Annotated in this window: 19 protein-coding genes and 1 pseudogene; 10 read left to right on the top strand and 10 right to left on the bottom strand. The window is 49.7% G+C overall.

What is annotated here, in order from left to right; all coding sequences use genetic code 11:
• From Pla110_RS15690 to Pla110_RS15660, 7 genes are all read left to right on the top strand, one after another.
• Positions 1 to 648, top strand: coding sequence for a protein-L-isoaspartate(D-aspartate) O-methyltransferase (locus Pla110_RS15690; RefSeq protein ID WP_144996916.1), 648 nt, complete (start codon positions 1 to 3; stop codon positions 646 to 648).
• 286 nt (positions 649 to 934) lie between these two features.
• Positions 935 to 1,624: an ABC transporter ATP-binding protein gene (locus tag Pla110_RS15685; protein WP_144996913.1), complete on the top strand. Its 690-nt coding sequence runs from the start codon at positions 935 to 937 to the stop codon at positions 1,622 to 1,624.
• Positions 1,625 to 1,743: 119 nt separating this feature from the next.
• Positions 1,744 to 3,129, top strand: a complete 1,386-nt coding sequence (locus Pla110_RS15680; protein WP_144996910.1) for an ABC transporter permease — start codon at positions 1,744 to 1,746, stop codon at positions 3,127 to 3,129.
• A gap of 317 nt (positions 3,130 to 3,446) precedes the next feature.
• Positions 3,447 to 4,178: a hypothetical protein gene (locus Pla110_RS15675; protein ID WP_144996906.1), complete on the top strand. Its 732-nt coding sequence runs from the start codon at positions 3,447 to 3,449 to the stop codon at positions 4,176 to 4,178.
• Positions 4,175 to 5,116, top strand: coding sequence for a hypothetical protein (locus Pla110_RS15670; protein ID WP_144996904.1), 942 nt, complete (start codon positions 4,175 to 4,177; stop codon positions 5,114 to 5,116). The genes Pla110_RS15675 and Pla110_RS15670 overlap by 4 nt, the downstream gene beginning before the upstream one ends.
• A gap of 134 nt (positions 5,117 to 5,250) precedes the next feature.
• Positions 5,251 to 6,492, top strand: a complete 1,242-nt coding sequence (locus Pla110_RS15665) for a hypothetical protein (RefSeq protein WP_144996901.1) — start codon at positions 5,251 to 5,253, stop codon at positions 6,490 to 6,492.
• Between the two features lie 82 nt (positions 6,493 to 6,574).
• Complete coding sequence (locus Pla110_RS15660; protein ID WP_144996898.1) at positions 6,575 to 7,033, top strand: ExbD/TolR family protein; 459 nt, start codon at positions 6,575 to 6,577, stop codon at positions 7,031 to 7,033.
• 10 nt (positions 7,034 to 7,043) lie between these two features.
• Here Pla110_RS15660 and Pla110_RS15655 read toward each other — a convergent pair whose 3' ends face one another.
• The 6 genes from Pla110_RS15655 to Pla110_RS15630 all read right to left on the bottom strand — a co-directional run bounded on the left by Pla110_RS15655 (position 7,044) and on the right by Pla110_RS15630 (position 15,436).
• Complete coding sequence (locus tag Pla110_RS15655) at positions 7,044 to 9,200, bottom strand: terpene cyclase/mutase family protein (RefSeq protein WP_144996896.1); 2,157 nt, start codon at positions 9,198 to 9,200, stop codon at positions 7,044 to 7,046.
• Between the two features lie 112 nt (positions 9,201 to 9,312).
• Positions 9,313 to 10,821 carry a leucine-rich repeat domain-containing protein gene (locus Pla110_RS15650; protein WP_144996894.1) on the bottom strand — a complete coding sequence of 503 codons (1,509 nt, stop codon included), beginning with the start codon at positions 10,819 to 10,821 and terminating at the stop codon, positions 9,313 to 9,315.
• 30 nt (positions 10,822 to 10,851) lie between these two features.
• Positions 10,852 to 12,066, bottom strand: a complete 1,215-nt coding sequence (locus tag Pla110_RS15645; RefSeq protein WP_144996892.1) for a leucine-rich repeat domain-containing protein — start codon at positions 12,064 to 12,066, stop codon at positions 10,852 to 10,854.
• Between the two features lie 21 nt (positions 12,067 to 12,087).
• Positions 12,088 to 12,342 (bottom strand): hypothetical protein, encoded by a 255-nt coding sequence (locus Pla110_RS15640; protein ID WP_144996890.1) that lies wholly within the window; start codon positions 12,340 to 12,342, stop codon positions 12,088 to 12,090.
• 86 nt (positions 12,343 to 12,428) lie between these two features.
• Positions 12,429 to 14,411: an ATP-dependent helicase gene (locus Pla110_RS15635; RefSeq protein ID WP_231742514.1), complete on the bottom strand. Its 1,983-nt coding sequence runs from the start codon at positions 14,409 to 14,411 to the stop codon at positions 12,429 to 12,431.
• A gap of 131 nt (positions 14,412 to 14,542) precedes the next feature.
• Positions 14,543 to 15,436 (bottom strand): serine/threonine protein kinase, encoded by an 894-nt coding sequence (locus Pla110_RS15630; RefSeq protein WP_144996886.1) that lies wholly within the window; start codon positions 15,434 to 15,436, stop codon positions 14,543 to 14,545.
• Between the two features lie 579 nt (positions 15,437 to 16,015).
• Here Pla110_RS15630 and Pla110_RS15625 point away from each other — a divergent pair.
• The 3 genes and pseudogenes from Pla110_RS15625 to Pla110_RS15620 all read left to right on the top strand — a co-directional run bounded on the left by Pla110_RS15625 (position 16,016) and on the right by Pla110_RS15620 (position 18,933).
• A complete protein-coding gene (locus Pla110_RS15625; protein WP_144996883.1) occupies positions 16,016 to 16,861 on the top strand; it encodes a sigma-70 family RNA polymerase sigma factor in 846 nt (281 codons plus the stop codon).
• 236 nt (positions 16,862 to 17,097) lie between these two features.
• A pseudogene (locus Pla110_RS23190) lies at positions 17,098 to 17,400 on the top strand (heparan-alpha-glucosaminide N-acetyltransferase domain-containing protein); the annotation flags it as partial.
• Between the two features lie 93 nt (positions 17,401 to 17,493).
• Positions 17,494 to 18,933, top strand: a complete 1,440-nt coding sequence (locus Pla110_RS15620) for a hypothetical protein (protein ID WP_231742509.1) — start codon at positions 17,494 to 17,496, stop codon at positions 18,931 to 18,933.
• A 93-nt stretch (positions 18,934 to 19,026) separates the two neighbouring features.
• On the opposite strand, the gene Pla110_RS15615 is transcribed toward Pla110_RS15620, so the two are convergent.
• The 4 genes from Pla110_RS15615 to purM form a co-directional block, all read right to left on the bottom strand.
• Complete coding sequence (locus Pla110_RS15615) at positions 19,027 to 21,579, bottom strand: DUF11 domain-containing protein (protein WP_144996879.1); 2,553 nt, start codon at positions 21,577 to 21,579, stop codon at positions 19,027 to 19,029.
• A gap of 274 nt (positions 21,580 to 21,853) precedes the next feature.
• A complete protein-coding gene (locus tag Pla110_RS15610) occupies positions 21,854 to 23,074 on the bottom strand; it encodes an alginate O-acetyltransferase AlgX-related protein (protein ID WP_144996876.1) in 1,221 nt (406 codons plus the stop codon).
• 54 nt (positions 23,075 to 23,128) lie between these two features.
• On the bottom strand, positions 23,129 to 23,947 hold the full coding sequence (locus tag Pla110_RS15605; protein ID WP_144996874.1) for an ABC transporter permease: 819 nt from the start codon (positions 23,945 to 23,947) through the stop codon (positions 23,129 to 23,131).
• Between the two features lie 107 nt (positions 23,948 to 24,054).
• The gene (gene purM, locus Pla110_RS15600; RefSeq protein ID WP_144996872.1) at positions 24,055 to 25,122 is read right to left on the bottom strand and encodes a phosphoribosylformylglycinamidine cyclo-ligase; all 1,068 of its coding nucleotides are present in this window, start codon (positions 25,120 to 25,122) and stop codon (positions 24,055 to 24,057) included.
• Positions 25,123 to 25,209 lie beyond the last annotated feature (87 nt).

Here is a 25,209-nt window from a genome sequence, read left to right as displayed (position 1 = left end):
ATGACGTTCTCCGAACAGGCTGACAGTCTGATTCAACAGTTGAAATCCGAAGGGATCGAGGACAATCGGGTTCTGGATGCGATTCTAAAAACGCCCAGGGAACGATTCCTGCCGGAGTCGCTGCATCCACTTGCTTATGAGAACCGGGCGCTGCCGATTGGAAACGAGCAAACCATTTCTCAACCCTCAATTGTGGCCATGATGACCGAATCCCTGCAATTGAGGGGGAATGAAACGGTATTGGAGATCGGTACGGGAAGTGGTTACCAGTCGGCAATTCTCGCCCAACTCTGTGGGAAAGTCGTCACGGTTGAACGAATTAAAGATCTGGCTTCTTCGGCCAAACAGCTTCTCACGGAATTGGGATATGAGAATATCGAATACCACTTCGGAGATGGGGCCCTTGGCTGGGAAGGACAAGCTCCCTATTCAGCGATCATCGTAACAGCTTCCGCCGCTGAGAGACCGCAAAAATTGGTCTCGCAACTGGAGGATGGAGGGCGAATGGTCATTCCCGTTGGCACGGACCCTGTTCAAATTTTGTATCGCCTGAAACGGTGTGGAGAGCGAATAAAGGAAGAAGAATTGTGCCGCTGCCGGTTTGTTCCCCTGATCACGGAAGAGACTAACAACGGAAGACCTCAGTAAATACAGTCCTTGATAATCGAAGACCCTATTAGTCGAAGACTGAACAGAGAGCAAAAATCGCTCAAATTGTTCTCTAAAACTGGTTACGACTCAGGAATTCACTTCTCACATACTTAGTGTAGCGTCGTAAACAAGAGTAAGACCTTAGGCCGACCTGACCCATCTATTGCAACTGAGTTGCAAATAAGAAAGCCGTCGCTATACTCAGAGTAGATGATTGATTAGGCTCTCGCAGTGATCTGCCCGCAACCCACCACACCCGCTATCACCCGTTAGAATTGCTGACATGTCTTTATTGCTCCGCAGGCTGAAGAAATCGTTCCGCGAACCGGACGGCAACGAACTGCCGATCATCAACATTGAACATTTTGAGATCAAATCCGGGGAACAAGTTGCCCTGATTGGTTCCAGCGGCGGCGGCAAGACAACTTTGTTGCATCTGATTTCTGGTATTCACACGCCTGATTCGGGAGAAGTGATTATCGATCAGGTGAATATAGCCGGGTTAGGTGAACCGGCTCGCGACCGATTTCGGGCGATGAAGATTGGGTACATTTTTCAGACATTCAATCTGCTGCCGGCCTTCACAGCTTTGGAGAACGTTCTGCTTGGGATGAGTTTTTCCGGAAAGAAAGCCAACCGGGAAGAAGCCATCGCCCTGCTGGATGAAGTCGGATTAAAACATCGACTGTCGCACCGGCCGAGCAAACTCTCCGTCGGAGAACAGCAACGAGTCGCCATTGCCCGGGCGCTTGCCAACAAGCCGAAATTACTACTCGCCGATGAACCGACCGCGAGTATCGACTCTCGTAACCAGGACAATGTTCTACGAATGATTCGAGACGTCTGCAACGAACATAAAGTGAGCCTGTTGCTGGTGACCCACTCCGAAGAGGTTGCAGGACAGTACGGACGTGTCGAGACTCTGTCAGACTTCAATAAACCGGAAGAGCTTCTCGCTGCCTCAAAAATGTAGGCCAGTCCCCTTCTGTTCCGGTCGGAAACCCATTTTTCGAACTTCGTTCAAAATCGCTATAGATAATCTGAGCCCAAGCCTCTGTTACAACTTCTGCTCAGCCTGTTGGATCATCCCTCATGAGTCTTATACAAATTGCCTGGAAAAGTATTCGTCAGCGTAGTCTGGCTTCCTCGCTCACTGCATTCAACATGGCGCTTGGTGTCATGTTGATGGTGACAGTTCTCGTTTTCTACGGCGTAATCGAACGTTCGTTCCGACAGTCCGGGGCACATTATCAACTCGTCGTCGGCCCAAAAGGAAGTAAAGTCGATCTGGTACTCAGTTCCGTTTACCGAGTCAGCCCACCAATCGAAAACCTTCCCTATCTGTACTATAAGCAACTCAAGGAGGATCCTCGTGTGGAAGAGGCGATCCCCGTTGCTTTGGGTGACGTGACTGAGGAAGGGTCGTTTCCAATCGTGGGAACAGTCAGCCGGTACTTCGAGCTACCATATGCATCAGGCAAAAAATTTCGTGTGAAGGCAAGAAATGGTTTCAGTGGAAGTTTTGATGCGATCGTCGGTGCGGAAGTGGCACGAACAAATGGTTGGGATGTCGGGGCCAAATTCAAACTCGTTCATGGTGGCGCCGATACGGGCCATACTCATGACGAAGAATTTGAGGTGGTAGATATTCTCGGACGCACGGGAACGCCCAACGACCGAACTGTTTTCGTTAACCTGAAAGGTTTCTACCTGGTCAGTGGCCATGAGAAGCCAGTTGAAGAATCGATTGCCCAGTTGGAAAAATTTTATCCAGCGGGCATTCCCGGAGGAGAAAAGCGAATTAAGGAGTTGCGTGAACATGCTGCTTCTGAGGCGGCACACCACGATCACGATCATGGAGACGATGACGGGCATGACCACGGGCACGATCACGGACATAGCCACAATCACGGATTACCGGATGAGTTGAAAGAGGTCACCTCTGTCTTTCTAATGATGAAAGACCAGGATGACTACATGGCGTACTCGTTCATGAACGAACTCAAAACGGGCTTTCAGGCACAGGCGGTTAATCCTGTTCAAGTTATGACAGACCTGATGGAAAGTCTGATTGGCAACGTGCAGAAAATGATGTTGGTCCTGATCGGATTAATCATCATTGTGTCCGGGATCGGCATTTTCGTCAGCATCTACAACTCGATGGCCGACCGACGTAAAGAGATCGCCATCATGCGATCACTCGGTGCACAGCGACAGACTATTTTTGCCATCATCCTGACGGAATCGATTCTGCTCTGCTTGGGGGGGGGAATCCTGGGGTTATTGCTGGGGCATGGTCTGTTTTACTTCGGGGCCCCGATCATCGAAAATAATACCGGTCTGGTGATCGAAAGATTCGCGTTCGAACCGTTGGAATTAACCCTGTTCCCTGTCCTGTTGGTGCTCGCCGCTCTGATCGGATTTCTCCCCGGAATTACCGCTTATCGTACAAATGTTGCCGATGTCTTGTCGGAATAGAGCCGTAAGTCTTTGATTGGTATTGAGATAGGTCGTCTTGGTGTTGCAGTTAGAACTGAGGCGACCCGTGCCAGCGTAAATCTGGCGAGATGCGACTCTGTTAATCTGCCATGAATTTTTCAATCAGGCTTCTTGATCTGATCGTAGAGAAGAGTAGCAGGCGGGCTCTCTCATTTCAGTACATTTTGGACATCAATACTGGAAACGGCTTCGTATCCTGATATGATTGAAGCTCTATATATACCCTTTATTGTTCCATCTTATTCTGTAGGTCGTCATCCAATCGGATGGTCCTTTTTTCAGTCGAGTATTAAACCATGTCGACACCAGATGCCGCGTCATTAACAGGTGACACTACGTTCACGTCTAAGGACGATCAATTCAACGATTTCGACTATAAGCCAATTCCCATGATGGCTGCCGTCGGAGTTGCACTGGCTGTCTTCAGCCTGTCTGCATTTTTAGCGCTAATCGGAATATTTGTCGCCCTCGGTGGGATAATTGTCAGTTGGATTGCGTTGCGGACGATTCGCAAAGGAGCAGGCGAATTCGGCGGAATGGGCTTGGCGAAAACAGGCTTCTACGGCTCAATCGCCTGCTTTACTCTCGGTATCAGCTCGCATGCATACGCCTATGCGACAGAAGTACCGGACGGTTATCTGCGAGTTCATTTCTCTCATGAGATTTCCCAAGAGCAGTTTGACGAAGATGCCAATGGTCGTCGTATGATCCCGCCTGTCGTAGCAAAGAAATTTGTGGATCAGAAAGTCTTTCTTAAAGGCTACATGTGGAATACAAATATGGGGCAGAATATGGAGAAATTCATTCTGCTTAAAGACAACGGTAAATGCTGCTTCGGTGGAGATCCGGCTCCTTACGACAATATGCAAGTTGTCATGCAGGATGGACAAACCGTCGACTACCGACAAGGATTGGTTTCTGTCGCGGGAACTCTGCGAGCATATCCAGATGCTCCTTCCGGACAGCCGGTATACGTTTTGGAAGCGACACAATTCGGACGGGCTAAAACGTCCTTTGGGGCAGAATGAAATATCATCTGAACTTGCTAATACTAGGTGGGATGCTTTGTTATTTCTGTGGATGTGAACAGAATATCGATACGTCCAAGTACGAAAGTCCTGCTTCGGCCACTTCTGCGGCTCCGGTCATGACTCCAGGCGATTTGCCCTTGAGCGAAGAAACCGAAGAGAAAGCTTTCGAAAAAGTCTTTCCATCTCCAGAAGAGGTGGAAGTGATGCAAGAACTTCTACCGGAAAAGCAGGGCGGCAAAAATTCCGGATCCGAGGACAAGCCAAACGAAGAACCTGCCTCCTCGGAGGAAGACAGCACGCCCGACACTTCTCAGAGCGCGTCATCCGCTCCGCTGGAGAATGACGAAGTTACGAGTGAGGAAGTCTCTGAACAATCTTCATCAGAGCCCACAGTTTCTGCGGTATCGATAGCCACGAATATCCAGGAAGAGAGTATTCTGTCGCGCGAACCCGTGATGGCACCTCGTCCGGAAGCTGTTATAGAGCTACGCAAGATTAAATTGCTCGTAGAAGAGAACAGCTTCAAAAAGGTTGGTAAGGAAAAAGCTCTACAGATCAGTTATGACGACATTGACCTGTTGAAAGTGCTGAACATGGAACCGGTTCCGTTGGATGCGGTTGATCATTTTCCAGACTGGCTGATGATGCTGGATGGTCAGCGGATTCGAATCCGCGGGTTCATGTACCCTCCCTTTCAGGAAACAGGAATCGAAAAGTTCCTGCTTGCCCGTGATAATGATATTTGCTGTTTCGGTCGCGACCCCAAAATCTATGATATCATTCGGGTAAAGTTGAAAGAGGGAACCACAACCAATTACATTCCCAACCGGCCTTTCGATGTGGTGGGACGTTTTCACATTACTCCCGAAGCTTGGGACGACGATAAACTGTTGAAGTTATATCAAATCGATGAGGCGGTCATCATTCAGAAGTAAGCTTCAGATTAAGTACCAGTCAACGAACCCAAGGCTTGTCACCTTCTTATTATTTCCCCTCCTCGTTCCACCTTTAAACTTTCCCTCCTGCAACCTGAATTAACTCGCCTGCAAATCAAAAAGAGGTTTATGATATGTCTATTCCATCACGAATTCGAAGTGCGAAATTCAGGTACTCACTGGTAGTGATGTGCTTGGCGTTGGTGGGAGGCTATTCTTTTCAAACCGCTGTCGTCGCTTGTCCGTTCTGTAGCGCACCCTCGTTGACATTAGCGGAACAGGTAAACCAGTCAGACGCGGTCGTGCTGGCAGAATGGCAATCTTCCGAGCGGGGTACGGCGGACGAGGCGAGCCAGACTCACCTGAAGATTGTCGCCGTGGTCAAACAGTCAGACAACGGTTTGAAAAAAGGAGACGAGATCGTTCTCAACCGATTTCGTTCGGCGGAAAAAGGCCAGAAAATGCTGTTATTGGGGACTTCGGGAGAAACTTCAGTCGACTGGGACTCTCCACTGGACGTTTCGGATCTTAGTTACGACTACATAATGCAGGCACCAGCAATGGAAGTGCCAACCACGAAACGGCTCGAATATTACATTCAGTTCCTCGAGTTTCCCGAGGAGTTGGTCGCGAATGACGCTTATGCAGAGTTCGCAAACGCCCCTTATGAAGACATTGTTCCACTCGCCGACAAAATGCCCCGCGAGAAACTGCGGGAGTGGGTGCTGGCAGCATATTCTGATGACCCCCAGGATCAGATTCGCGCCGCAACACTTTCAACCCGTATGGGCCTGTATGGCTTGATGCTCGGTTTGTGCGGTAAAGACGAGGATGCCAAACTGCTGGAAGAGAAAATTACCGAGCAGAAGACCGACTTCCGTTTGGGAATCGACGGAATTATGGCCGGATACCTTGTCCTGACTAAGGAAGATGGCTTGAAGGTAATTGAAGATCGTAAACTCAAACCTTCCGCCGAAGTGCCATTCAGTGAGACCTACTCAGCCATGCAGGCGGTCCGGTTCATGTGGAACTATGGCGACGAGCGAATTTCTAAAGAACGCCTTCGTCAGTCGATGCGAATTCTGCTCGAACGAAAAGAACTCGTTGACCTTGTGATTGGCGACCTTGCCCGCTGGCAGGATTGGTCCATTCTCGATCGTCTCCATGAAATGTATGGGGCCGAGGGGTATGAAATCGGCGCGATTAAACGGGCCATCATTCGGTATTATCTGTCGGCGATTCAGGCCGGCTCTAAAGACGATGCCGATGAAGACGCACAGAACGTCGCGGCTGAGGCCAAAAATTACCTGGACGATATCCGGGAGAAAGATCCGAAGACAGTCGAACAAGCTGAGCGGTTTTTCCTGCTCGATTAATCCCGACAGTCAGGCTCAATTTACTCTGAGCTGAGTGGAATCGATTCATGGATGATGATAACCAGTTTCAAGGAATGGCTGCGTGCGAATACCGACCTATCGGCAAATGCGAACTCGAGACACCGAGCGGGTGATGACACCTATGATCGATGTCGTCTTCCTGCTGCTGATCTTCTTCGTGTGTGCATCGGCAGGCCGATTGAAAGAGTTTCTTCTACCGACTCCGCTAGCGGCCGGAAATGTGGAGAGCCAGACTCCTAATGAAAAACGGCCACCAGTCGACCGAGCCTGGATCACGCTTGATCAGACCACGGAAGGAGTCTCGCTTATTAAGATTAATGACCGGGAACTCTCGAGCCTGGACGAGCTGGAAACGAATCTGCGGGAACTGGCCAGCTTCACTACAGAGATGCCCGTGATTATCGATGCTGGAGATGAAGTCACCATGCAGACGGTGCTGGAAATCTATGATCTTTGCCAGGCAGTCAAGTTCGAGCAGATCAGCTTCGCGATTGATCCCCAGACAGAGACGCTCAATTGACGACAGCGATCTACCGTTGACGCGATTCCGCTTCCTGCATGAGGCGGCGAAAACGAGCCAGAGCCATCAACGGGAAGTAGTTGCGGTACTCGTGATATCGCAGGTAGAAGACGCGGGGAAAGCCGGTCCCTGTGAACTCTGTTTCTTCCCAGGTTCCCTCTTCCTCTTGTCGATCCAGCAGGAATTTTACTCCACGGGCAACCGCGGGTGTTTGAGTTTCACCAGCCGCCATTAGCCCCATCAGTGCCCAGGCGGTCTGCGAGGGTGTCGTGGTGCCCGTTCCTTTTAATGTTGGATTATCGTAGGTCGCGACCGTTTCGCCCCAACCACCGTCGGACTGCTGACATTCTTTCAGCCACTGTGCCGCTTTGATCACACGAACGTCATGGGCAGGGACGCCGATCTCGGCCAGACCGACCAGACATTGCCAGGTACCATAAATGTAATTCACACCCCAGCGACCAAACCAGGTAAAGTCGCGTTCCTGGTTTTTCCAGACATGCTGGAGAGCCAGCTTCACTGCGGAGTGGTTGCGAGAGATGTTCAGTGTGGCGAACATCTCCAGCATACGACCGGTCAGATCCACGGTGCTCGGGTCGATCATCGCATTGTGATCGGCGAAAGGAACCTGGGTGTAGATATCTCTCGTGTTGTTCGGGTCGAACGCGCCCCAACCCCCATCTTTGGACTGCATCGCCAGAACCCAACGGCAACCTCGGCGGAGTGAATTGAGGATGGGAGTCAGTCGATCAATCTGAGTCGTCGCGTCATAGATATCGCTGGCCCGGGTGGAAATAATCGCCGAGACATCTTTGTCGATTTCGTGTGGGCTCCAGTCGTCGAGTAGCAGGTCGGCTGACCACTGTCCCACATTATTCTCAGGTAAGGATCGACATAGCGCCATTAGTACCATGCATGTATCATCGGTATCCGGATAGAACTTGTTTTCGAATTCAAAGAACCAACCGCTTGGTTCGGCTCCCTTCAAATTCTCCGCCCAGTCACCTTCAGTGCGGACCTCTTTGGAGAGTAACCAATCAACTGATTTTCGCAGCGACGGATGATCGGGGGAAACATTTGCCTCTCTCAACGCGATGGTAGTAATCGCTGTATCCCAAACAGGGGATTTGCAAGGTTGCAGGCGGAGGGTATCGTCCTCGTAAATCTTCAACCGATTCAATTCTTCATGAGGGGCCTGGATTTCGGGAGCATCTTCTTTATATCCACGGCATCCTAGAGAAATAATGCTCCAGATGATCGGTGGGAAAATCGCACCCAGACCATCACTTCCGGCGAATCGATGTAGCATCCATTCTTCCGCTTTTTTCGCAGCTATATTTTTGAAAGGGCGCAGCCGTAATCGGTCGATCCACTTCAACCCGCTGTCGGTGATCTGGAAGAACCGCCACCAGTCAATAAGCCGTTTCTTTCCGGTGTCATCAACGACAGTCGACTTCGGCATGCTGGCAGGTAATTCTTGCGCGGTTTTAACGAAGATTTCATCAATGTGAAATTTGGAGTCGATCTGGCGAACCGGTTTGTAATTCCAGATAATACTGAGAGGAACCACGATGGTCCGTGACCAGGCGGACATGTCGTAAATGTTGAACGGCATCCATTTGGGGAGCAACATCAACTCGGGAGGAACTGCCGGGCATTGCTGCCAGGAGAGGATTCCCAACACGGCCATGTAGTACCGGGTGAAGCTGTTCATCTTCTCTGCTCCACCCGCAGCGAGAATGGCTTCGCGTGCCCGCTGCATTCTTTCTGACTCGGGATCGTGTCCAGCGATTTTCAGAGCGAGGTAGGCTTTGACCGAAACGGAGATGTCAGTTGGCCCACCCGGGTACGTCGCCCAGCCTCCCTCGGACGTCTGTTGAGAGACGATGTAGTTCGCGGCCAGTTCAACGTCTTGGGAGTCTTCTTTGCCGAGATAGGTAAGCAGCAGGACGTATTCCGATTCCAGAATTGTATCACCCTGCAATTCTCCCACCCAATAGCCTGCGGGGGCTTGCTGATCGAAGAAGTATTCGCAGGAATTGACGATGGCCTCGGTCAACTCTTCCGGTTCAATAACCGGTGTTTCCTCCCAGAGAGCGGGATCGATCGAACTCTCGCCAATGGAATCCAACCGATTCCGACTGGGCTGTGGTGTACCTGAACTCATCCCTGAAACTCCTCTGATCAATCCAAAATAGAACGCATCCTGACGTCCGCCATGAAGGGGCTGTATAGTACCTTGAAATCGGACCGGGAATCAAGACGGGAGCCACCCGGGCTTAGAAGTGAAAATTGGACTTGGGGTGCCCGTATATCAGTTCCTCTCGGGAATGACGTGGGATGTCATGGTAAAACAATCGTATCCTTTTCGGCATGGGATCGAGTTTTTTGATGACCTCCACCGAAGACTCGTCCAGCCCAGTGTCGAACAAGAGTAGCGCCCCGAAACGGGGCGAGTTCAACTGCCGTAAATTCGTATTCGAAATGGGCATGGTACTGATAGCAATTTTTCCGAGAGAGCTGAGATCATTAATCCAGCTCAGTCCCTCTTCCGGAAGAATCACTTCCATCATTGCTAGACCATTTGGGTTTACTTTTTTGATGAAATCGATGTGACTTTTGGTCAGTTTCAATCGAAAGAAGGTCAGGTCGCGTGGAGCGGGTCGTAATTCCAGAAGTGGATCGAAATTCGTAGGAATTGGTCCTTGGTCTGAAAAAAAGAGATCTGGCCCCGTCCCCGGCCCTGCATCTGGATAGAACCGATTGAGAATTTCAATTTGTTCAGACGTCAAATGATTGGCAGACAGGGTCAGTTCGGCACGACTCCCTTTCTCCATCACCCGCAGCAGGAATTCAGTAGAAATCGGGCTGTCGGGTAGCGAGATCGCATCTAAACCATTGATGTCGGCAAGTTTTAGGGGGACATTCTCGTTTATTCTCATCCCCTGAAGGTGCAGAAATGTGAGGTTCGGCAACCGGGCGATACCGTCGGCAAGCTCGGAAGGAAGCTCGCCCACTTGTGGGAGGAATAAATAGAGAGATTGCAGTTTAGTATTCAGATGAATCTTCGAAATCGCTTTCTGCTCAATGTTCAGATCATACAATTGAAGCGAAGTGAGGTTGGGGAGCTTCGAAAGTTGCTCCAATGCCGTTCCCTTGATCTTCGAGCATTCGTAAACCGATAACTCTTCCAGCGTCGTCAATCGGCAGAGTTGGGAGAATCCTTGATCAGTGAGATTCTCTCTGTATATATCCACCTTTCTAAGCACAGGGAATCTTGACGAATCACTAAAAAACTGGTCATCGATTCCTGCGCCGCTAGCCCTGAAAACAGAAAGCTGTCGCGTGTTGGTGAATTCTTGCATCCCCGAGGGCGTGATCGATGTGTTGAACAACTCAAGTTCTTTAAGATTCGGGAGCCGATTGAGTAGCCTGATTGAGTTATCGGTAATCTTCTTACCTGAGAGCATCATCGTATCGAGGTTATCCAGATCGAATAACTCGACGACCTCCATAAATTCCTCATCCGAATAGCACTTCGCATAAGTGACCGCATGATACATCGTCTCCGTCACCCACTCCGAAAGACCGTAGGAGTTGATCCATTCTGGAATACGTTGTTCGGAAAATATGGTCCGAATCTCATTCTGGAAGAGAATGAGGTGTTTACGCCGTTGGTGCTTCTGGTATTCGTTAGCAATGAAGAGGAATATCACCAAAAGGAAGACGACCACCAACAGTACCTTGATTTGACGGGTTGTTAGACTGATCGTAGGAGGGATTTGCATAGAGATTTATTTCTCGAACAGGTGATCGAACTAGAAGATCAAGAGATTTTGAGGGAATTGTTCGAGTAACTGGTCACGCGTATCTCTGGTCAACTTGTTAAACTTGATGTCTAGGTAGCGGGGCAGCGACGACTGTTCAAAAAGGGCTGGAATCATCGTTTCGTCCAAGCCCGTTTTGAACAGAATTAATTCGTCTTCAATATTGTATTTAGCGATGTGTCTTACATCACTTATCGAGAGTGGGACATCATATATGCGAATTCCCCAGACGGGATTGGTCCTCTTGAACGATTTCAGTCCGTCATCAGGCAAGGTAACTCCAACCAGTTGGATGGAAGCAACATTCTTCTTGTTAAAGATTCGGCGATGTTTCTCAGTCAGTTTGATGCGGGTGAACCTTAAGGTGGTTTCCGGTTGCAGTACGAGCAAATGGTCGTATGCTGTGGCCGATTCTTTGGGTTTCTGAAAATTCAGTCCTAGCCGCAAATCAGGAAAAGCCGAGAGCTCGTTCAACTGCGACACCTGTTGTTCGGTGATTCGATCGGCAGATAATCCGAGATAATCGAACCTGCCCTTGGTGGCGATCTTTTCGATCACTGCAGAGGTAACGTCCATGTTGGGAATATTCAGACAGGTCAGCAGTGGAAGGTCACAAATGCGGAGTAAGTCTGCCTCGGTCATCGAACATTGCTCTAGTTCCAGAGTTTTAAGACTCGTCGTATTGCATATTTGTTCGACCAGCTGATCGGGGAGCTGATCGATTATTTCTCCAGTGATGTGCAGATGAGTTAGTGGGGACTTCAGGTCGAGACGGAACCGAGAGATATCGACGTTATGCAGTGAGAGTCGATCAAGATTGTTTAGGTAAGCAATATGATCCATAACGGCATTAGTGACTCCTTCAGATTGCGTCAGGTGGAGTGTCCTCAACGAACTGATCTGACAAAGGGAGGACAGGCCGTCATTCGTAAGCTGATCGCTATTAAGAAAGAGTTGCTGCAGTTGGGGAAACTGTGACGGATGTGCGAAGAATTCGTCACTGACTGCTGCTGTCGATATCTGCAGACTGGTAATATTATCTTTGACGGTGAGTTGTGATAAGCCTGAAGTCGTTATCGATGTATATGTGAGTTGTAGTTCTTTTAATTCCGGACAGCCATTGGGTACAGGAATCGCGGCTTCGGTGATTTCTGGACCACTCAACCCAATGTATCGCACACCGCTGAGGTCAAAATATCGATTCATCTGCAGCAACTCCTCGTCGGATTAGGAGAAAACGCTACGAGGTTTTTGGAACATCGTCTCAGGAAGCCAACTAGCGACGCCGAGGGTTTCCATCCAACTTGGCACGACGCGTTCTGTCTCGATGAATTTCGTTTCACTTCCGTGCCTCAGATATCGACTTCGAACCTGGTGTCGATGAAAGCCGCCGACGATCAGCAAGATCACGACGATAACTATCAGCAAAACGGCGACGGGAGTCACCTTTTTACGTGAGTTTAGCTTTGAAAATTCGGCCATGAATGAGACGTTTCGCGATGAATGGGAAGTGTGCTGTTACATAAGCATACAACTGCTGTCATCGTGTTGTCAACCAGATTTCACAATCACTCCGCTTCGGCTTCTTCGGCCTCTTCGATCATCTTCTCCACCGCGGCGTCGGTCAGCATTTCGTGGAGGAAGCGGGAGGGGATGGTGCGGCTGCGTTTTCCGTATTTGGCGCGGGTGACGGCGCGACTGATCGAGATATAGTCTTTGGCGCGAGTAATACCCACATAGGCCAGTCGACGTTCTTCCTGAATGGCATCGTTGTCAGCATCGATCGATCGCTTATGTGGTAAGAGACCCTCTTCCAGCCCGATGAGATAAACGCGCGGAAACTCCAGCCCTTTTGCGCTATGCAACGTCATGAGAGTCACTTTATGGGCTTCTACTTTTTCTTTCTCGTTGAAGGCATCTTCGCCATCGAGGGAGACTTCATCGAGAAAACCGGCCAGGCTTGGTTCACTTTCCCGATTCTGATATTCCTTCATCCCCGCGATGATTTGATCGAGAACTTCCTTACGCATCAGTTGCTGTTGCGATTCTTTGTATTGCTTTTCAATCTCGCTGTTGTAATCGATCTCTTCCAGCAGAGCGGTTAAGGCACGGTCCATCTCGCGGGGTTGAGATGCGAAGCGTTCACGGTATTTCTTCAACAATCTATCAAACTGACCGACGGCCGCGACGGCTGCTTTGGACAGTCCGTCGGATGCGGCAACTTCTTCGGCGCAACCGAGTATCGGCTTTTTGTGAGCGACTGCATGTTTCATTAACTTTTCGACCGTCGCCGTGCTGATTCCGCGCGTCGGTCGATTGATGATGCGGAGGAGTGAGACTTCATCTTTCTGATTGAGAAAGATTTTGAGGTAACTCATCACGTCCCGAATCTCGCGGCGATCAAAGAATGATTGCCCTCCGACGAGGTTGTAAGGAATATTGCGTCGGCGAAGTTCGGTCTCAAAAGGTCGAGGTTGTTCATTTGTGCGGAACAGAATCGCGATATCTTCAGCGGGGACATTTTTGTAATTGACCAGGTATTCAATTTCACGCACAACACATTCCGCTTCATCCGTCTCGCTGGGGTACTCGCGGATGCGGACATCGTCTTCGCCATATTTATGAGCGATGAGTGTCTTGTCGTGGCGACCTTTATTATGTTTCACAAGCCGGTTGGCATGGTCGATAATGTTCACCGTGCAACGGTAGTTGTCCTGCAGACGAACGACGGTGGCGCCGGGGAAATGTTGTTGGAAGTTCAGGATGTGAGTCACTTCCGCACCCCGCCAACCATAGATCGATTGGTCATCGTCACCCACGACACACAAATTATTATGTTTCGCGACGAGTGATTTAATCAGATTGAACTGAACTCCGTTAGTATCCTGATATTCATCGATCTGAACGTATTGGAATTTCTCCTGATACTTTTCCAGGACTTCCGGAAATTGCTTGAACAGGTCAACCGTTAGCAGAAGGAGGTCATCGAAGTCGACTCCACCGGAGGCTTTGATATTGTTCTGATAACGACGGAATGCGACGGCCGCGAGAAACTCTTTATCGTTGGTCGCAAGATCAGGGGCAGTCCGCGGGTTCTCCCCGGCCATTTTCCAACGGCTGATCAGGTTGAGCAGGTCACCCGGACGCAGGGTAGAGTCGGCCATTCGACAATCGCGGAGCGCGGTGCGAGCGGCTGATTCCTGATCGCCCCGGTCGTAAATCGCGAAGGTCTTGGGATAACCGAGGTTCTCGATCTCTTGTCGCAGGATACGAACGCACAATGAGTGAAAGGTCGAAATGAAGGGACGCACTCTCAGGTTGCCACCCAGCAGAACCTTGGTTCTTTCGCCCATCTCCTTTGCCGCTTTGTTGGTAAAGGTCACCGAGAGGATTTGATCGGGAGAGACCCCTTGCCGAATGAGTTCTGCCATGCGGTAGGTGATGACGCGGGTTTTCCCTGTACCAGCACCTGCGAGTACGAGCAGTGGGCCTTCCTTGACTAGTACGGCATCACGTTGAGGAGGATTTAAGCTGGAAAGGTGTGCAGACATCGATTGGGGGGCGTTCATCCGTGCTGAAGAATATGCGGCAATCTAAGAGTGGCGCGTTCCAATGAGTCGCCTGCCGCGGTCGAGTCAGGCAGGATCCTAAAGCAGACGGTCCGCATCTGCAATCTTGGACGTCAACTTTGAGATCTTTTTCGAGCTTTCAACCGGCGATATATCTGCACAAACTGATCAACCATTTCCGATATGGTCTGGGCACGGTCATCTGGGTTGGGTGCGGCCCCTTTCATAATGGCCTCAGCCAATTGTGCGTCCAGTTTGGGGCTGTATTCCCGGATATCGGTGGGAGGTGCATTGATGCATTTGAGTACCGACTCGAATGAGTCCCCCGCATTCCAGGGTAACTTTCCTGTAACGATCTCATAGCAGGTGAGCGCGTAGGCGAAGACGTCGATTCGCTGGTCAATTCGCTGGCGTTTGATCAATTCTGGCGCCATGTACTGGGCCGTTCCTGTGCGATTGCCCGGTTTCTGAAAATCGGGAGTATTGGGAACCGCGAGCCCGAAGTCGATCAGCTTCACCCGGTTATCGACAGTCACCATGACATTTCGGGGACAGAGATCATGGTGCATAAATCCCTGTTCATGGAGATAGACGAGGGACTGACCCAGTTGAATCATGAACGACAGAGCCTGCTTCTTGATGCGAGTATTTTGCAGTTCGACGAGGTTGCTGAGACTGACACCGTCGATCAGTTCCATCAGCAGATAGGGTTCGTCTTCCAGAGTGAAACCAGCTTCGTAAGATTTCACAATATTAGGGTGGTCGAGCTGCAGCGAGATTTCGGCTTCGCTCGGTTTGTTCACTGTCTGGTAACGCTCTTCCAACTTGGCCGTTTTGACCTTATCGAGAATCTTGATGGCATATCGTTCGCCGGTTTCATTGTCCGTGGCCCGCCAAACTTTGGACATACTGCCCGGCCCAGCCGTCGCTTGCATTTGGAATCTCTGTTTGAGATCCACGCGGGCCGGTTTATTACCAGCTTTATTTAGAAAAGAGAAGAGGCTCATTGAGGCAGGCAAAATCTGTTTCGGCAAATGGTCGAGATGGGATAATCATGGTGTGAACGTCGAAGACGAGTTTGAACTGTTCATAAAAAGTTTGGCCTGCGTTTGTCAGAGAAAACCACCAAGCTCGAAAACTGGCGGATTTCACTCTGTTTTCATTATATCCCGAAGCAGGGGCCGCGGCCAACTACCTAGTTCACGGAGCCGGCAGAGTTCGCCTCGCGTTCTCAGATTTCGTGATCGTCAATCAAAACCCATTTTGTCGTCAGAAGCGTTAAATCTGCGCAATCCGTACAGCTTCACAGCGTTATTCGGCAATAAGTGCAGGTAAAGTCGAGCTTCGTTTGACCGGACGACGATATGCCTTAGGCACCACATTACTTTTTGTGACGTTTAGTCCTGAACCGGGGCTGTAGTGCTTTGAATGACAAGACTCGGTTCCGGTGAAATCTCTGTGGTGATGTTATTTGAGACAGAGGTTTTACATTCTCGGACTGGACGTGCAGGTTTGTTCAGAATTTCTGAGCCCGCCTGGTTTCCCTGATATATGAGTCAATCTGACTGAAGTACGGCAGGTATCTGATGCAAAAGACGACAGTTCAGCGCCGCAGTAGTTCCAATGTACAAGCTCCTCTGGAGACGTACCTTCGTGAAATTAACGAGACAGCGCTTCTCACCGCGAATGAAGAGAAGGAACTCTCGTATCGAATCGGCGATGGAGACATGCTGGCCCGCGACCGAATGGTCCGTGCCAACTTGCGTCTCGTCGTGAATATTGCGCGAGCCTATACCAATAAAGGTTTGCCGATTCAGGACCTCATTGAGGAAGGGAACCTCGGGCTCTTGCGTGCGGTTGAAGGTTTCGACCCCGGTATGAATACCCGGTTCAGTACTTACGCCAGTTACTGGATCAAGCAGTCAATCAAGCGTGCGATCATCAATTCCGCCAAGACGATCCGCATTCCAGCCTATATGGTTGAACTGCTTACTAAGTGGAGACGCGCCACTGCCAAGCTGCAGGACGAATTCAACCGCACGCCAACGATGGAGGAAGTTGCCAAGGAGCTGCAACTGAATAAAAAGAAGCTGGGCATCGTCAAGAAGGCGATTCAGCTTTACAACGCCACCCCCCAGACCGACGGCAACCAGGAAAATGGTCGGACGCTCGGAGACATCATTCCAGATGAGAGAGTGAAAAGTCCCGAAGACGACCTGATCAACAGCGACAACCTGGAACATGTCTATCGTCTGCTGGAAGAGATGGACCCGCGAGAGTCGAGCATTCTGCGAATGCGTTTTGGTCTTGATGGTGAAGAACCCAGCACGCTGAAAGAAATCGGCGAGAGTCTGGGACTGACCCGCGAACGAGTTCGCCAGATCGAAAACGAAGCGCTGAAGCGACTCGCGCGAAAATTGATGGGCGACTGACAGTGACCCCGTCGATCGAAATAGAAAAAGCCTGATCTCTGGCTGGAGGATCAGGCTTTTTTTGTGCATAAATTTATATTGATTATAGGAAATATTGCCTTTAGGTACTCTCCTGGACATCAAAGTGGTAATCTAATCCCATAGAAAATGATTAATAGGCATCACACACTCCGGCAGTAGCTTCGCAAGTCTACTTGGCATTCCCTCCTCCTGGTTCATTCTTGAGGTTATCCGTAATGATGTCTGATAGTCCAGTACGCCCCCCTGTTGGCGTCGATGCTCGCGTCGTTTCGATGGATCAATTTCGTGGTTACACCGTCCTCGGTATGTTCCTGGTGACTTACCTGGAAGAGTTCGCAAATGTGTACCACACTTTCAAGCATAACGAACTCTATTTCAGTTATGCCGACACAATCATGCCGTCGTTTATATTTGCGGTCGGATTCTCGTTCCGAATATCTATTACCCGGCGACTGGTTCAATTCGGGAAGCTGAGAACCTATTTCAGTTACTGCAAACGTAGTCTTGGATTGTGTCTTGTTTCAATCGTACTGTTCGGCATTGGGGCCCACTTCAATTCATTCGGAGAGTTTTATCTGAACCCACAAGTTCAGTTGGCTCCCGAAGAATACATGCAGTACCTGCGAGTTGCTCCTGATCAGCTCAGTGAAGACTATGTCAAAAACAGATTGCGTGCCCCGATGATGCAATCTGAGAAATGGAAGTTACCTCCAGGAGATAGCCTCGCAGAACTTCAAAAGGAAGCCATCGAAGATCGAGTGGCCGCTCAATACAGCTTATTTGTGAAGTCGCATGAAGAGTATCATCAGTACGTAAGCTACTTGGAAGCAAAACAACAAATTCAGTTGCAAGAGAGTATAAAGGAAAAAATCGGCGAAGGAGAATTGAGCGAAGAACAGCTCACTGCTGAACAGAAGGAACTCGTGGAGAAAGTTATTGTAAAACCAGAATATATCTCTGCACCCTACCTTTTTCCAAAATCACTCCACATTCTTAAGCTCCTGTTGAAGAGTCATCTGTGGGAAACGCTGGCCATCATCGGAGTGACTCAGTTGGTTGTATTGCCGTTTATCAATATGCCCTTCTGGACTCGATTTGCTGTGATGCTTCTGTTCGGAATCAGCCACGTCTGGATGACCTATGCATTCAATTGGCAATTCCTATGGGGGTATACGGAGAACTTCACTTACGTGAATCCCAATCACGGTTTGAATAATTGGATGGGAGATATCTGGAGGACTGGAAATGATCGAGGGTGGGATGGGGGTTGTTTTGGAGTGTTCGGCTGGGCTGTCGTGATGTTGGCGGGTTCTCTTAGTTATGACATTATGAAAGGAAATTCCGCGCGTAAAAATGTCAGTCATTTGCTCGTTTGGGGGATTGGTTTCTTATCCATTGGATATATGCTCTCCTGCTTGGCGAGTTTTTATGATACCGGTGAAGCACTCGAAGCGGAGAATAAACGGATCTTGGCGAGTAACGGCATCTATCAAGATGAGTCGGAACGAGAGATGTCGCTTGATAAATTTATCCAAAAACAAAACGAGACAACGCGTGACAAAATTGAAAAGTTGATTGTTCAGCCGGTGGAATCTTCACAGGTAATGAGTTATAGAGCAAAGGGTCATCCCGCCTCACCGGTGATTCCACCAATTGAACAATTCTCCAAACGTTCTTTGACTTCGCTGTTGGCTCCATTGCCATTTATGAAAAATGTATCCGATCAGTTGCCCAATTATTGGCTGGTTTGGAAACGAATTGTTTCCCTTCCATTCGTGCTCGTTTCAACTGGAATTGCTTTCCTCGTATTGGCTTTATTTGTTGCTATCGTGGATATAGGAAATATTCAGGTAGGCATTTTTCGCACGTTTGGTATGAACCCGCTGGCGGCCTACGCCATTCACAGGGTGCTGGTGATCACCCTCCTTCCCGAATTCTTACCGAAGGACGCAGAGACCTGGATGGTCTTGCTGGGGTTAGGTGTGTTCATTGCGATCATCTATCTGCTGGTTCGTAGTTTAGAGAAGCAACAGATTTACATTCGGATGTAATTGGCGAAATAAAAAAAGCCTGATCCCCGGCTGGAGGATCAGGCTTTTTTTGTATCAGTTGTGGATGAGAATCTTTAGGGAAATGAATCTTGATCAGTCGAGAATCAGGATCACTTCTTCCTGGCTAACGGCCGATTTCATTTCACTGGAATTGGCACTCACTTTAAACCGAACGTCGCCGGGCGATTTCGCTCTGAGTTTCAATTCAAACTCTGCTGACTTCGAAAGTGGTAAGGAACTGATTTCGTCGAACTCAATTTCGTTTCCATTATCGTGAAACTTGGCGGGGCCTTTCACGTTGATGACTTCCATTTCAGGGGGAATAGTCATTTTCAACTTCACAGCCGTAGAGGGTGAAGTCCCTTTGCTTTCCGCGTGAACTTTCATGACGACTGTTTCGCCAACCGCGATACCGGCGTTCTGATCAAGGGGTTGAACCGATAGAGATACCGTACTATACCCTTTGACCTGTGTCGTGGATGCCAGTGAAGTCGGTTTACCGTGGGTTTCGCTGACGGTGACGGTCGACTGCTGGTCCCCTTCGGCAATGGCCTCAAGTTGAATACTCAATGTCTGAGATGATTCGCCAGGAAGCTCCGGAATAATCCAGTTGATTACACGATCCGTAGGATCAAACTGTCCACCCTGCCCTGCTGCGACGAATTTCATTCCCGGTGGAATGGCTTCCGATACAGTGACATTATGAGCGATTGTTTGGGAATCGTTGGTGACGGTGGTTTCGTAATTAGCTGATTTATGCAGGTACCTGGCTTTTGGTCCCTTGCGGCTAAGACTCAATCGGTTTCCACCAATATTCAATTTGACGGAATCTTTGATTTCGATATTTCCGGCGGCCTTCAGGACGGCAACATTTTCCCAATCACCAAGCTGAACGGCCATCACCATCAGTTTGACTTCTTTTTCTTCTCCTGATTTCAAGGTTCCGATTTCGTATTCGAGATCGTTTCCTGCAGGATGTGAAAGTGATTCCGGAATCATATTTCTGATGATGACTTGTTCGGCATCAGCGGAACCCGTGTTTTTGACCATGTATTTGAAGAGTACAGACTGTCCGATTTCCGCAGAGTCCGGTCCTACAAAATCGAATTCGACTTTAGGGGCTGTGACTTTGGTAGTCGCTCCAATTTCGGCAACGAAGTTGACGGTCGAGACGGAACCGATCTCTCCTTCAGCAGTGGGTTCGATACGAACGGCAATCGTCACTTCTTCCCCAGCGGGCAAATCGCCCAAGTCCCAGATTAGTTTTTTCGATTCCGGATCGAGTTCTGCCTGTGGTTTGGTTCCGGTCAGTTTGGACCCCTTAGGAATGCGGTCTTCCACAACCACGTTGCGGGCGAGACTGCCACCGACGTTTTTAACGACAATCTGGTAAATCATCGGCTCGCCGAGGATGACGGTTTCCGGGGCGAATTTTTCGAGCGTGACTTCCGGTGACTGTTTTCCCTGAGGGATATTATCTGTAACAACTCCCACACCGTGGAATTCGTTTTCAATAATTAATTCATCATTTGTTGATTCAGCAAGCGGCGTCGCTTCCATCGTCGATTCCAACATCTGCGGTGCGTTGTCGACCAACTCGGGTTCTACTTCTCCATTGAGGTTCATTTCAAAGACAGGCAGTGGCGTCGGTTCATTACTTGCGGGGGCTGTTGAAGTCGCTTCGTTTTCAACGATTTCAGGTTCTTCTGCCGGGAGTTCGAGATCAAAAGGATCCGTTTCTTGATCCTGAAGATCAAATGCGACTGGTTCTTGCCGACTCTTAATGACTTGCCCAGGCTGCTGCGATGTTTCTAATGCAGGCACAGGTTCCATCGCGAATTGCGGTTCTGCGGGAACTGATTTAAGAGGTGTTGGTTCTGATTCGATTCCACCAAACGCTTCTTCTTCCGGGGCAACCATCATGGGGCCATTACCACCATTGGTGCCAGTCTCGGGCTCCATTGCGGGAAGAGCGGGTGCAGTCTTATCTAATGGCTGAGGATTAACTGACTCGAACGCGGGCTCCGGGCTCTCGGCGAACTGATTCCCGAAGACAGGCTCGGCAGAATCTTCGAAAGCGAATTCCTGAGGCTCGGGGTTCGGTACCGGTTCATTTGTGAGTTCACTACCAAATGTAGGAGCGGTTTGAAATGCGGCAGGTTCTTCCTGAGCGAGCGTTGGTTCCGCCTGAGCACCGAAGGCGGGAAAGGCAGCTGGTTCGTCAATTTGTTTCGGTTGCAATTGAGCGGGTGTTCCCTGGGGAGCACGATTTACGAACTGAGGAGGGGCTCCATTCAGCGCGTTAGTCTGCTTGCCTTGAAACGGGTTTTGCTCTTCGGTGCCCCAATTGGGCTCCGAATTTCCGGCGAAAGCAGTATTTGTATTTGCCGGCGTATCGTTCCAAGCCGGAATCTCTGCGGGTTCAGCAGGCGATCCTTCGGCTGAAATTAATTCGATCTCGTTGCTGGCGAGACCATTCAATTCCTGCGCGGGAGGTTCCATAAAAGAGACTTCGGAAGTCTGATCGGTTTCGCCGCTACTCTCAGGAGACAGAGAATCTTTCTGTTCCTTCAAGACCAGCACGGTCAGGAAACAACAACCGACAATAGCGGCCAGTGTGGTTAACTTCCAAATCGTATTTTGCATGGGAATCCATTCCCCCCCACCAATGTTATTGGATTGGTTTAAGAGCAGTAGTTTTAATTCGATTGACTTATAAGATGTTGGGCTCGCGAAGTCATTCCGCGGAGGTCCGCCAATCGGGTGGTACTTACGCAGGTTTCGCGCGGTACATTTTTGCAAATTATGCACATTCGACCGGTTGGTTGTAGCCCAAAATTTGTAAAGATACCAGCTTAAATGACTTTCGTTCGATTTTGGAACAGAATCGACATGACCCGTGTCTCCTAAATTACCCGTCTTAATGCAGCGTTAAGTTTTGAACATCAAGCTCCTCATATTTTCGGACGGGCAGCATCCGTTCGACGATTTGATGAATCACCAAATTGGGCTGTTTCTGTTCGATTAATTCAAAGTCGAGACCGAAAGACCAACAACAGATTAAATCGGAGCATTCTTCCGACATCCAAGGAAACCATTCCAAGGCAAAAGAATCGTGAAACAGAATCACTTTGCCGAGTCCGTCTGCATTGGATGGATTCTCGTATTGATTGCAGGCACCTGTCTGCAGTGTCAGTTCGCCCACAATCTTAGCAACAGGGGTGGGCAGTTCATGTTCTTTAAGGACCGGGGAAGTTTCCACCAAGGTTTCCTGCAAACCGAGCATGCGAGCCAAGTCTTTCCCGCCCGTCAATTGCTCCTCAAAAGTTACAGTCTTTGAGAGCGGAAGTCTCCGTGTCGAAAGATTGAGTTGGTCGAGTATCTGTTGGAAGGCGACATAGGCACCCACTTCGTTCCAATGGGTGTCTGTCTTGTGGTAGCAACGCTGATCTGTTTTCGTCTGTCGAAGGGGTGATGTCAGATCGAGTACTTCAACCTGGGTCGTTGTGTGGAGTTGCTCGATCAGCTGAGGGAGACGACGTTGATCGTCGGAAAACTCAATTCCGGATGGAAGGAATTCAGGATAAACCGTCGATTTATTAGGCGTAAAAACGACAAGATAGGATATTCCCCGGGCAGCCAACTTCTGTCGGTTTTGCACAAATGCGTTTGCCCAGTCCTTGAGTTCCTTTTCTGAATAGGGACGCAATCCCCGGGCGTCTTCCAGCACGCGGTCCCCTTTGAAAAACAACCAACCTTCGCGACCGATTAAGACGTCGTTCGATAGCTGGGCCGCCGTTGCCTGGTTTAAAATCGGGTTGGTCATTTCGCCTGGATTCAACGTGGGTTGTCCCCAAAAGTGGTATTGAAGCCGATGTTGCGTATTTAGAAACGCATTTCGAAAACCAAAGTGATCGTCGAAATAGAGCTGGAAATGTGTGGGGAAAGCACAGTACGACTGCCAATTAACTGGAACGGAAGGCAGCGAAGTGAAGGCCCGGTTTTCGGTGGCCACGTTCTGAGGCACTTGTGGCCAGAATAGAAGCAGGCCTGGGCTGGCGAGCATAATCAAGGCAAACAGCATGAACCTGCGGGCGGTTTTGAGCTGCTTTTTTCTTGGAATTTCGGAGGGGGAATTCATTGGACTCAGTCCGACGTGTTCAGACAGGAAGTAACCCCATCGATGGCGGCGCAACTAGCTACTGGCACTTCGATAACTTCGCAAAGACCAGACAAAAATCCGGCGGGCAAGATAAAGCCCAATGATGGAGGAGGCAATTGCAACGAGATGCAGCCAGGAAGGTTCCAATGATTTTCCCAGCAGTGTGCGTGCTGGAACGGTTACCACCAGCAAAATAGGAATGACGTAACTGAAGACCATTTGCAACATTTCACCCATGATGCTCCCCGAGTAAATACTGCGCGGGTAGCGGGCAAAGGCGGTAATGTAAAACCAGAAGTCATACAGCCCCTGATTCCGTCCGAACCAGATGCTGGTACTGGAGAGGATCAGCATCATGCTGTAAAAGAAGGAGACCGCAACAACAATTAGCAGCGCGTAGAGTAACACATTGATGACGGTCACCACTGTTTCCAGTTGCCACAGGGAATAAGAGAGCAGGCAGAGGGCAAGAAACACCTGATTCAACATCGCCAGATTCACTTTCTCAAACGAGATGAGAAACTGGGTGTCGATCGGCTTTAGCAGGACGAAGTCGAGATCTCCTTTGCGAATCAACTCACTGAAATTCGCGCAGTTGGGCATGAATAAAGTCTCAACGATCGCATTAATTAACATGCCGGTCGCCATAAAGGCGAAATATTCGTATCGCGTCCAGTCGTTAATCTGATTCACCGATTGGTAAATCAATTCAAACAGAACAAGTTGTGCCGTGAACCAGAATGCGCGAGTAATGATCTCGACGATAAAGTTTCCGCGGAACGTCATATCCCGGATTAGAGCATTTCGCAGAAAGACTCCAAAGACGCGCGTGTAACTGGGATGGGACGACATCGGCTACCTGTTTGATTGGATTCCATCCTGAAGCCCAGTTGTGGCACTATGAGTGCCTGCAAACCAAAGGCGAATAGGACCCTTCACAGGGTTTCAGGATCGTTTAATTAAGACCAGTTGGAGAATTCACCCGTCAATTTGACCTGTTTCTCGCCAGTGCTGACAGATCCGATCTGCCAGGCGGTCAGGCTCTGTTCGGCGAGGACCTGCATAATTTTCTCAGCTTGGTCAGCGGCGACAATCAGGCAATATCCGACGCCCATATTGAAGACCCGCTCCTGCTCTGCGGCAGCGATTTTGCCGAGAGAATTTAACCATTTATATACAGGTCCTGGTTCCCAAGTACTGCGGTCGATATTGATCGCGGCTTTTTCGGGGAGAATTCGTTCGATGTTTTCCGCCAGTCCTCCACCGGTAATGTGCGCCATGCCATGGACGGCGAGGCCAGCTTCAGATTTCAAAACGGCTTGCACAGATTGGGTGTAGATCTGTGTTGGTTTGAGTAGAACTTCACCGACGGTTGAATCCAGTTCGTCGATTTTGTCAGTGACTTTGAATCCGCATTGTTCCAGAATCACCTTTCGCAGCAGGCTGTACCCGTTGGAGTGAAATCCACTGGAGGCGAGTCCAATGACCATGTCGCCAGCGGCGATTTTAGAACCGTCGAGAATTCGGGACCGTTCGACGACACCGACGCTGAAGCCGGCCATGTCAAAATCGCCTTCCGAATACAAGTCGGGCATGATGGCTGTCTCGCCCCCTAGAAGGGAAGACTGCGATTGCAGACAGCCCTCGGTGACCCCTTCGACCAGTTGGGCGATGAGATCGGGGTTGTCTTTACCGAGCGCGAGATAATCGAGGAAAAAGAGCGGTTCCGCTCCGAGACAGAGACAATCGTTCACACACATGGCGACGAGATCGATGCCAATCGTATTAAACTGGCCCGCGTGAATTGCGACTTTGATTTTTGTGCCAACCCCATCCGTCCCTGAAACCAGTACAGGGTCCGTGTATTGGTGATTCTCATCCTGCAGGCGGAAAAGCCCGGCGAAGCCCCCCGTCAACTCCATTACGCGGCTGGAGCGAGTTCGCTGCATCATGGCAGGGAGACGATCCATCGCTTTCTGGTACAAATCGAGATCGACGCCAGCGTCTTTGTATGAAGTTTGAGACATGGGGAGAGCGGACTCCAGGGAGTAAGAGCCAATTAAATTAGGTGCGAAATACGGTTGAAGGTCGTCAAGCGGCTGCTTGAATGTTCT

Source organism: Polystyrenella longa, assembly GCF_007750395.1.
Lineage (GTDB): Bacteria > Planctomycetota > Planctomycetia > Planctomycetales > Planctomycetaceae > Polystyrenella > Polystyrenella longa.
The sequence above is the reverse complement of the archived record's forward strand: the minus strand, read 5'-3'. Positions and strand labels throughout refer to the sequence as shown.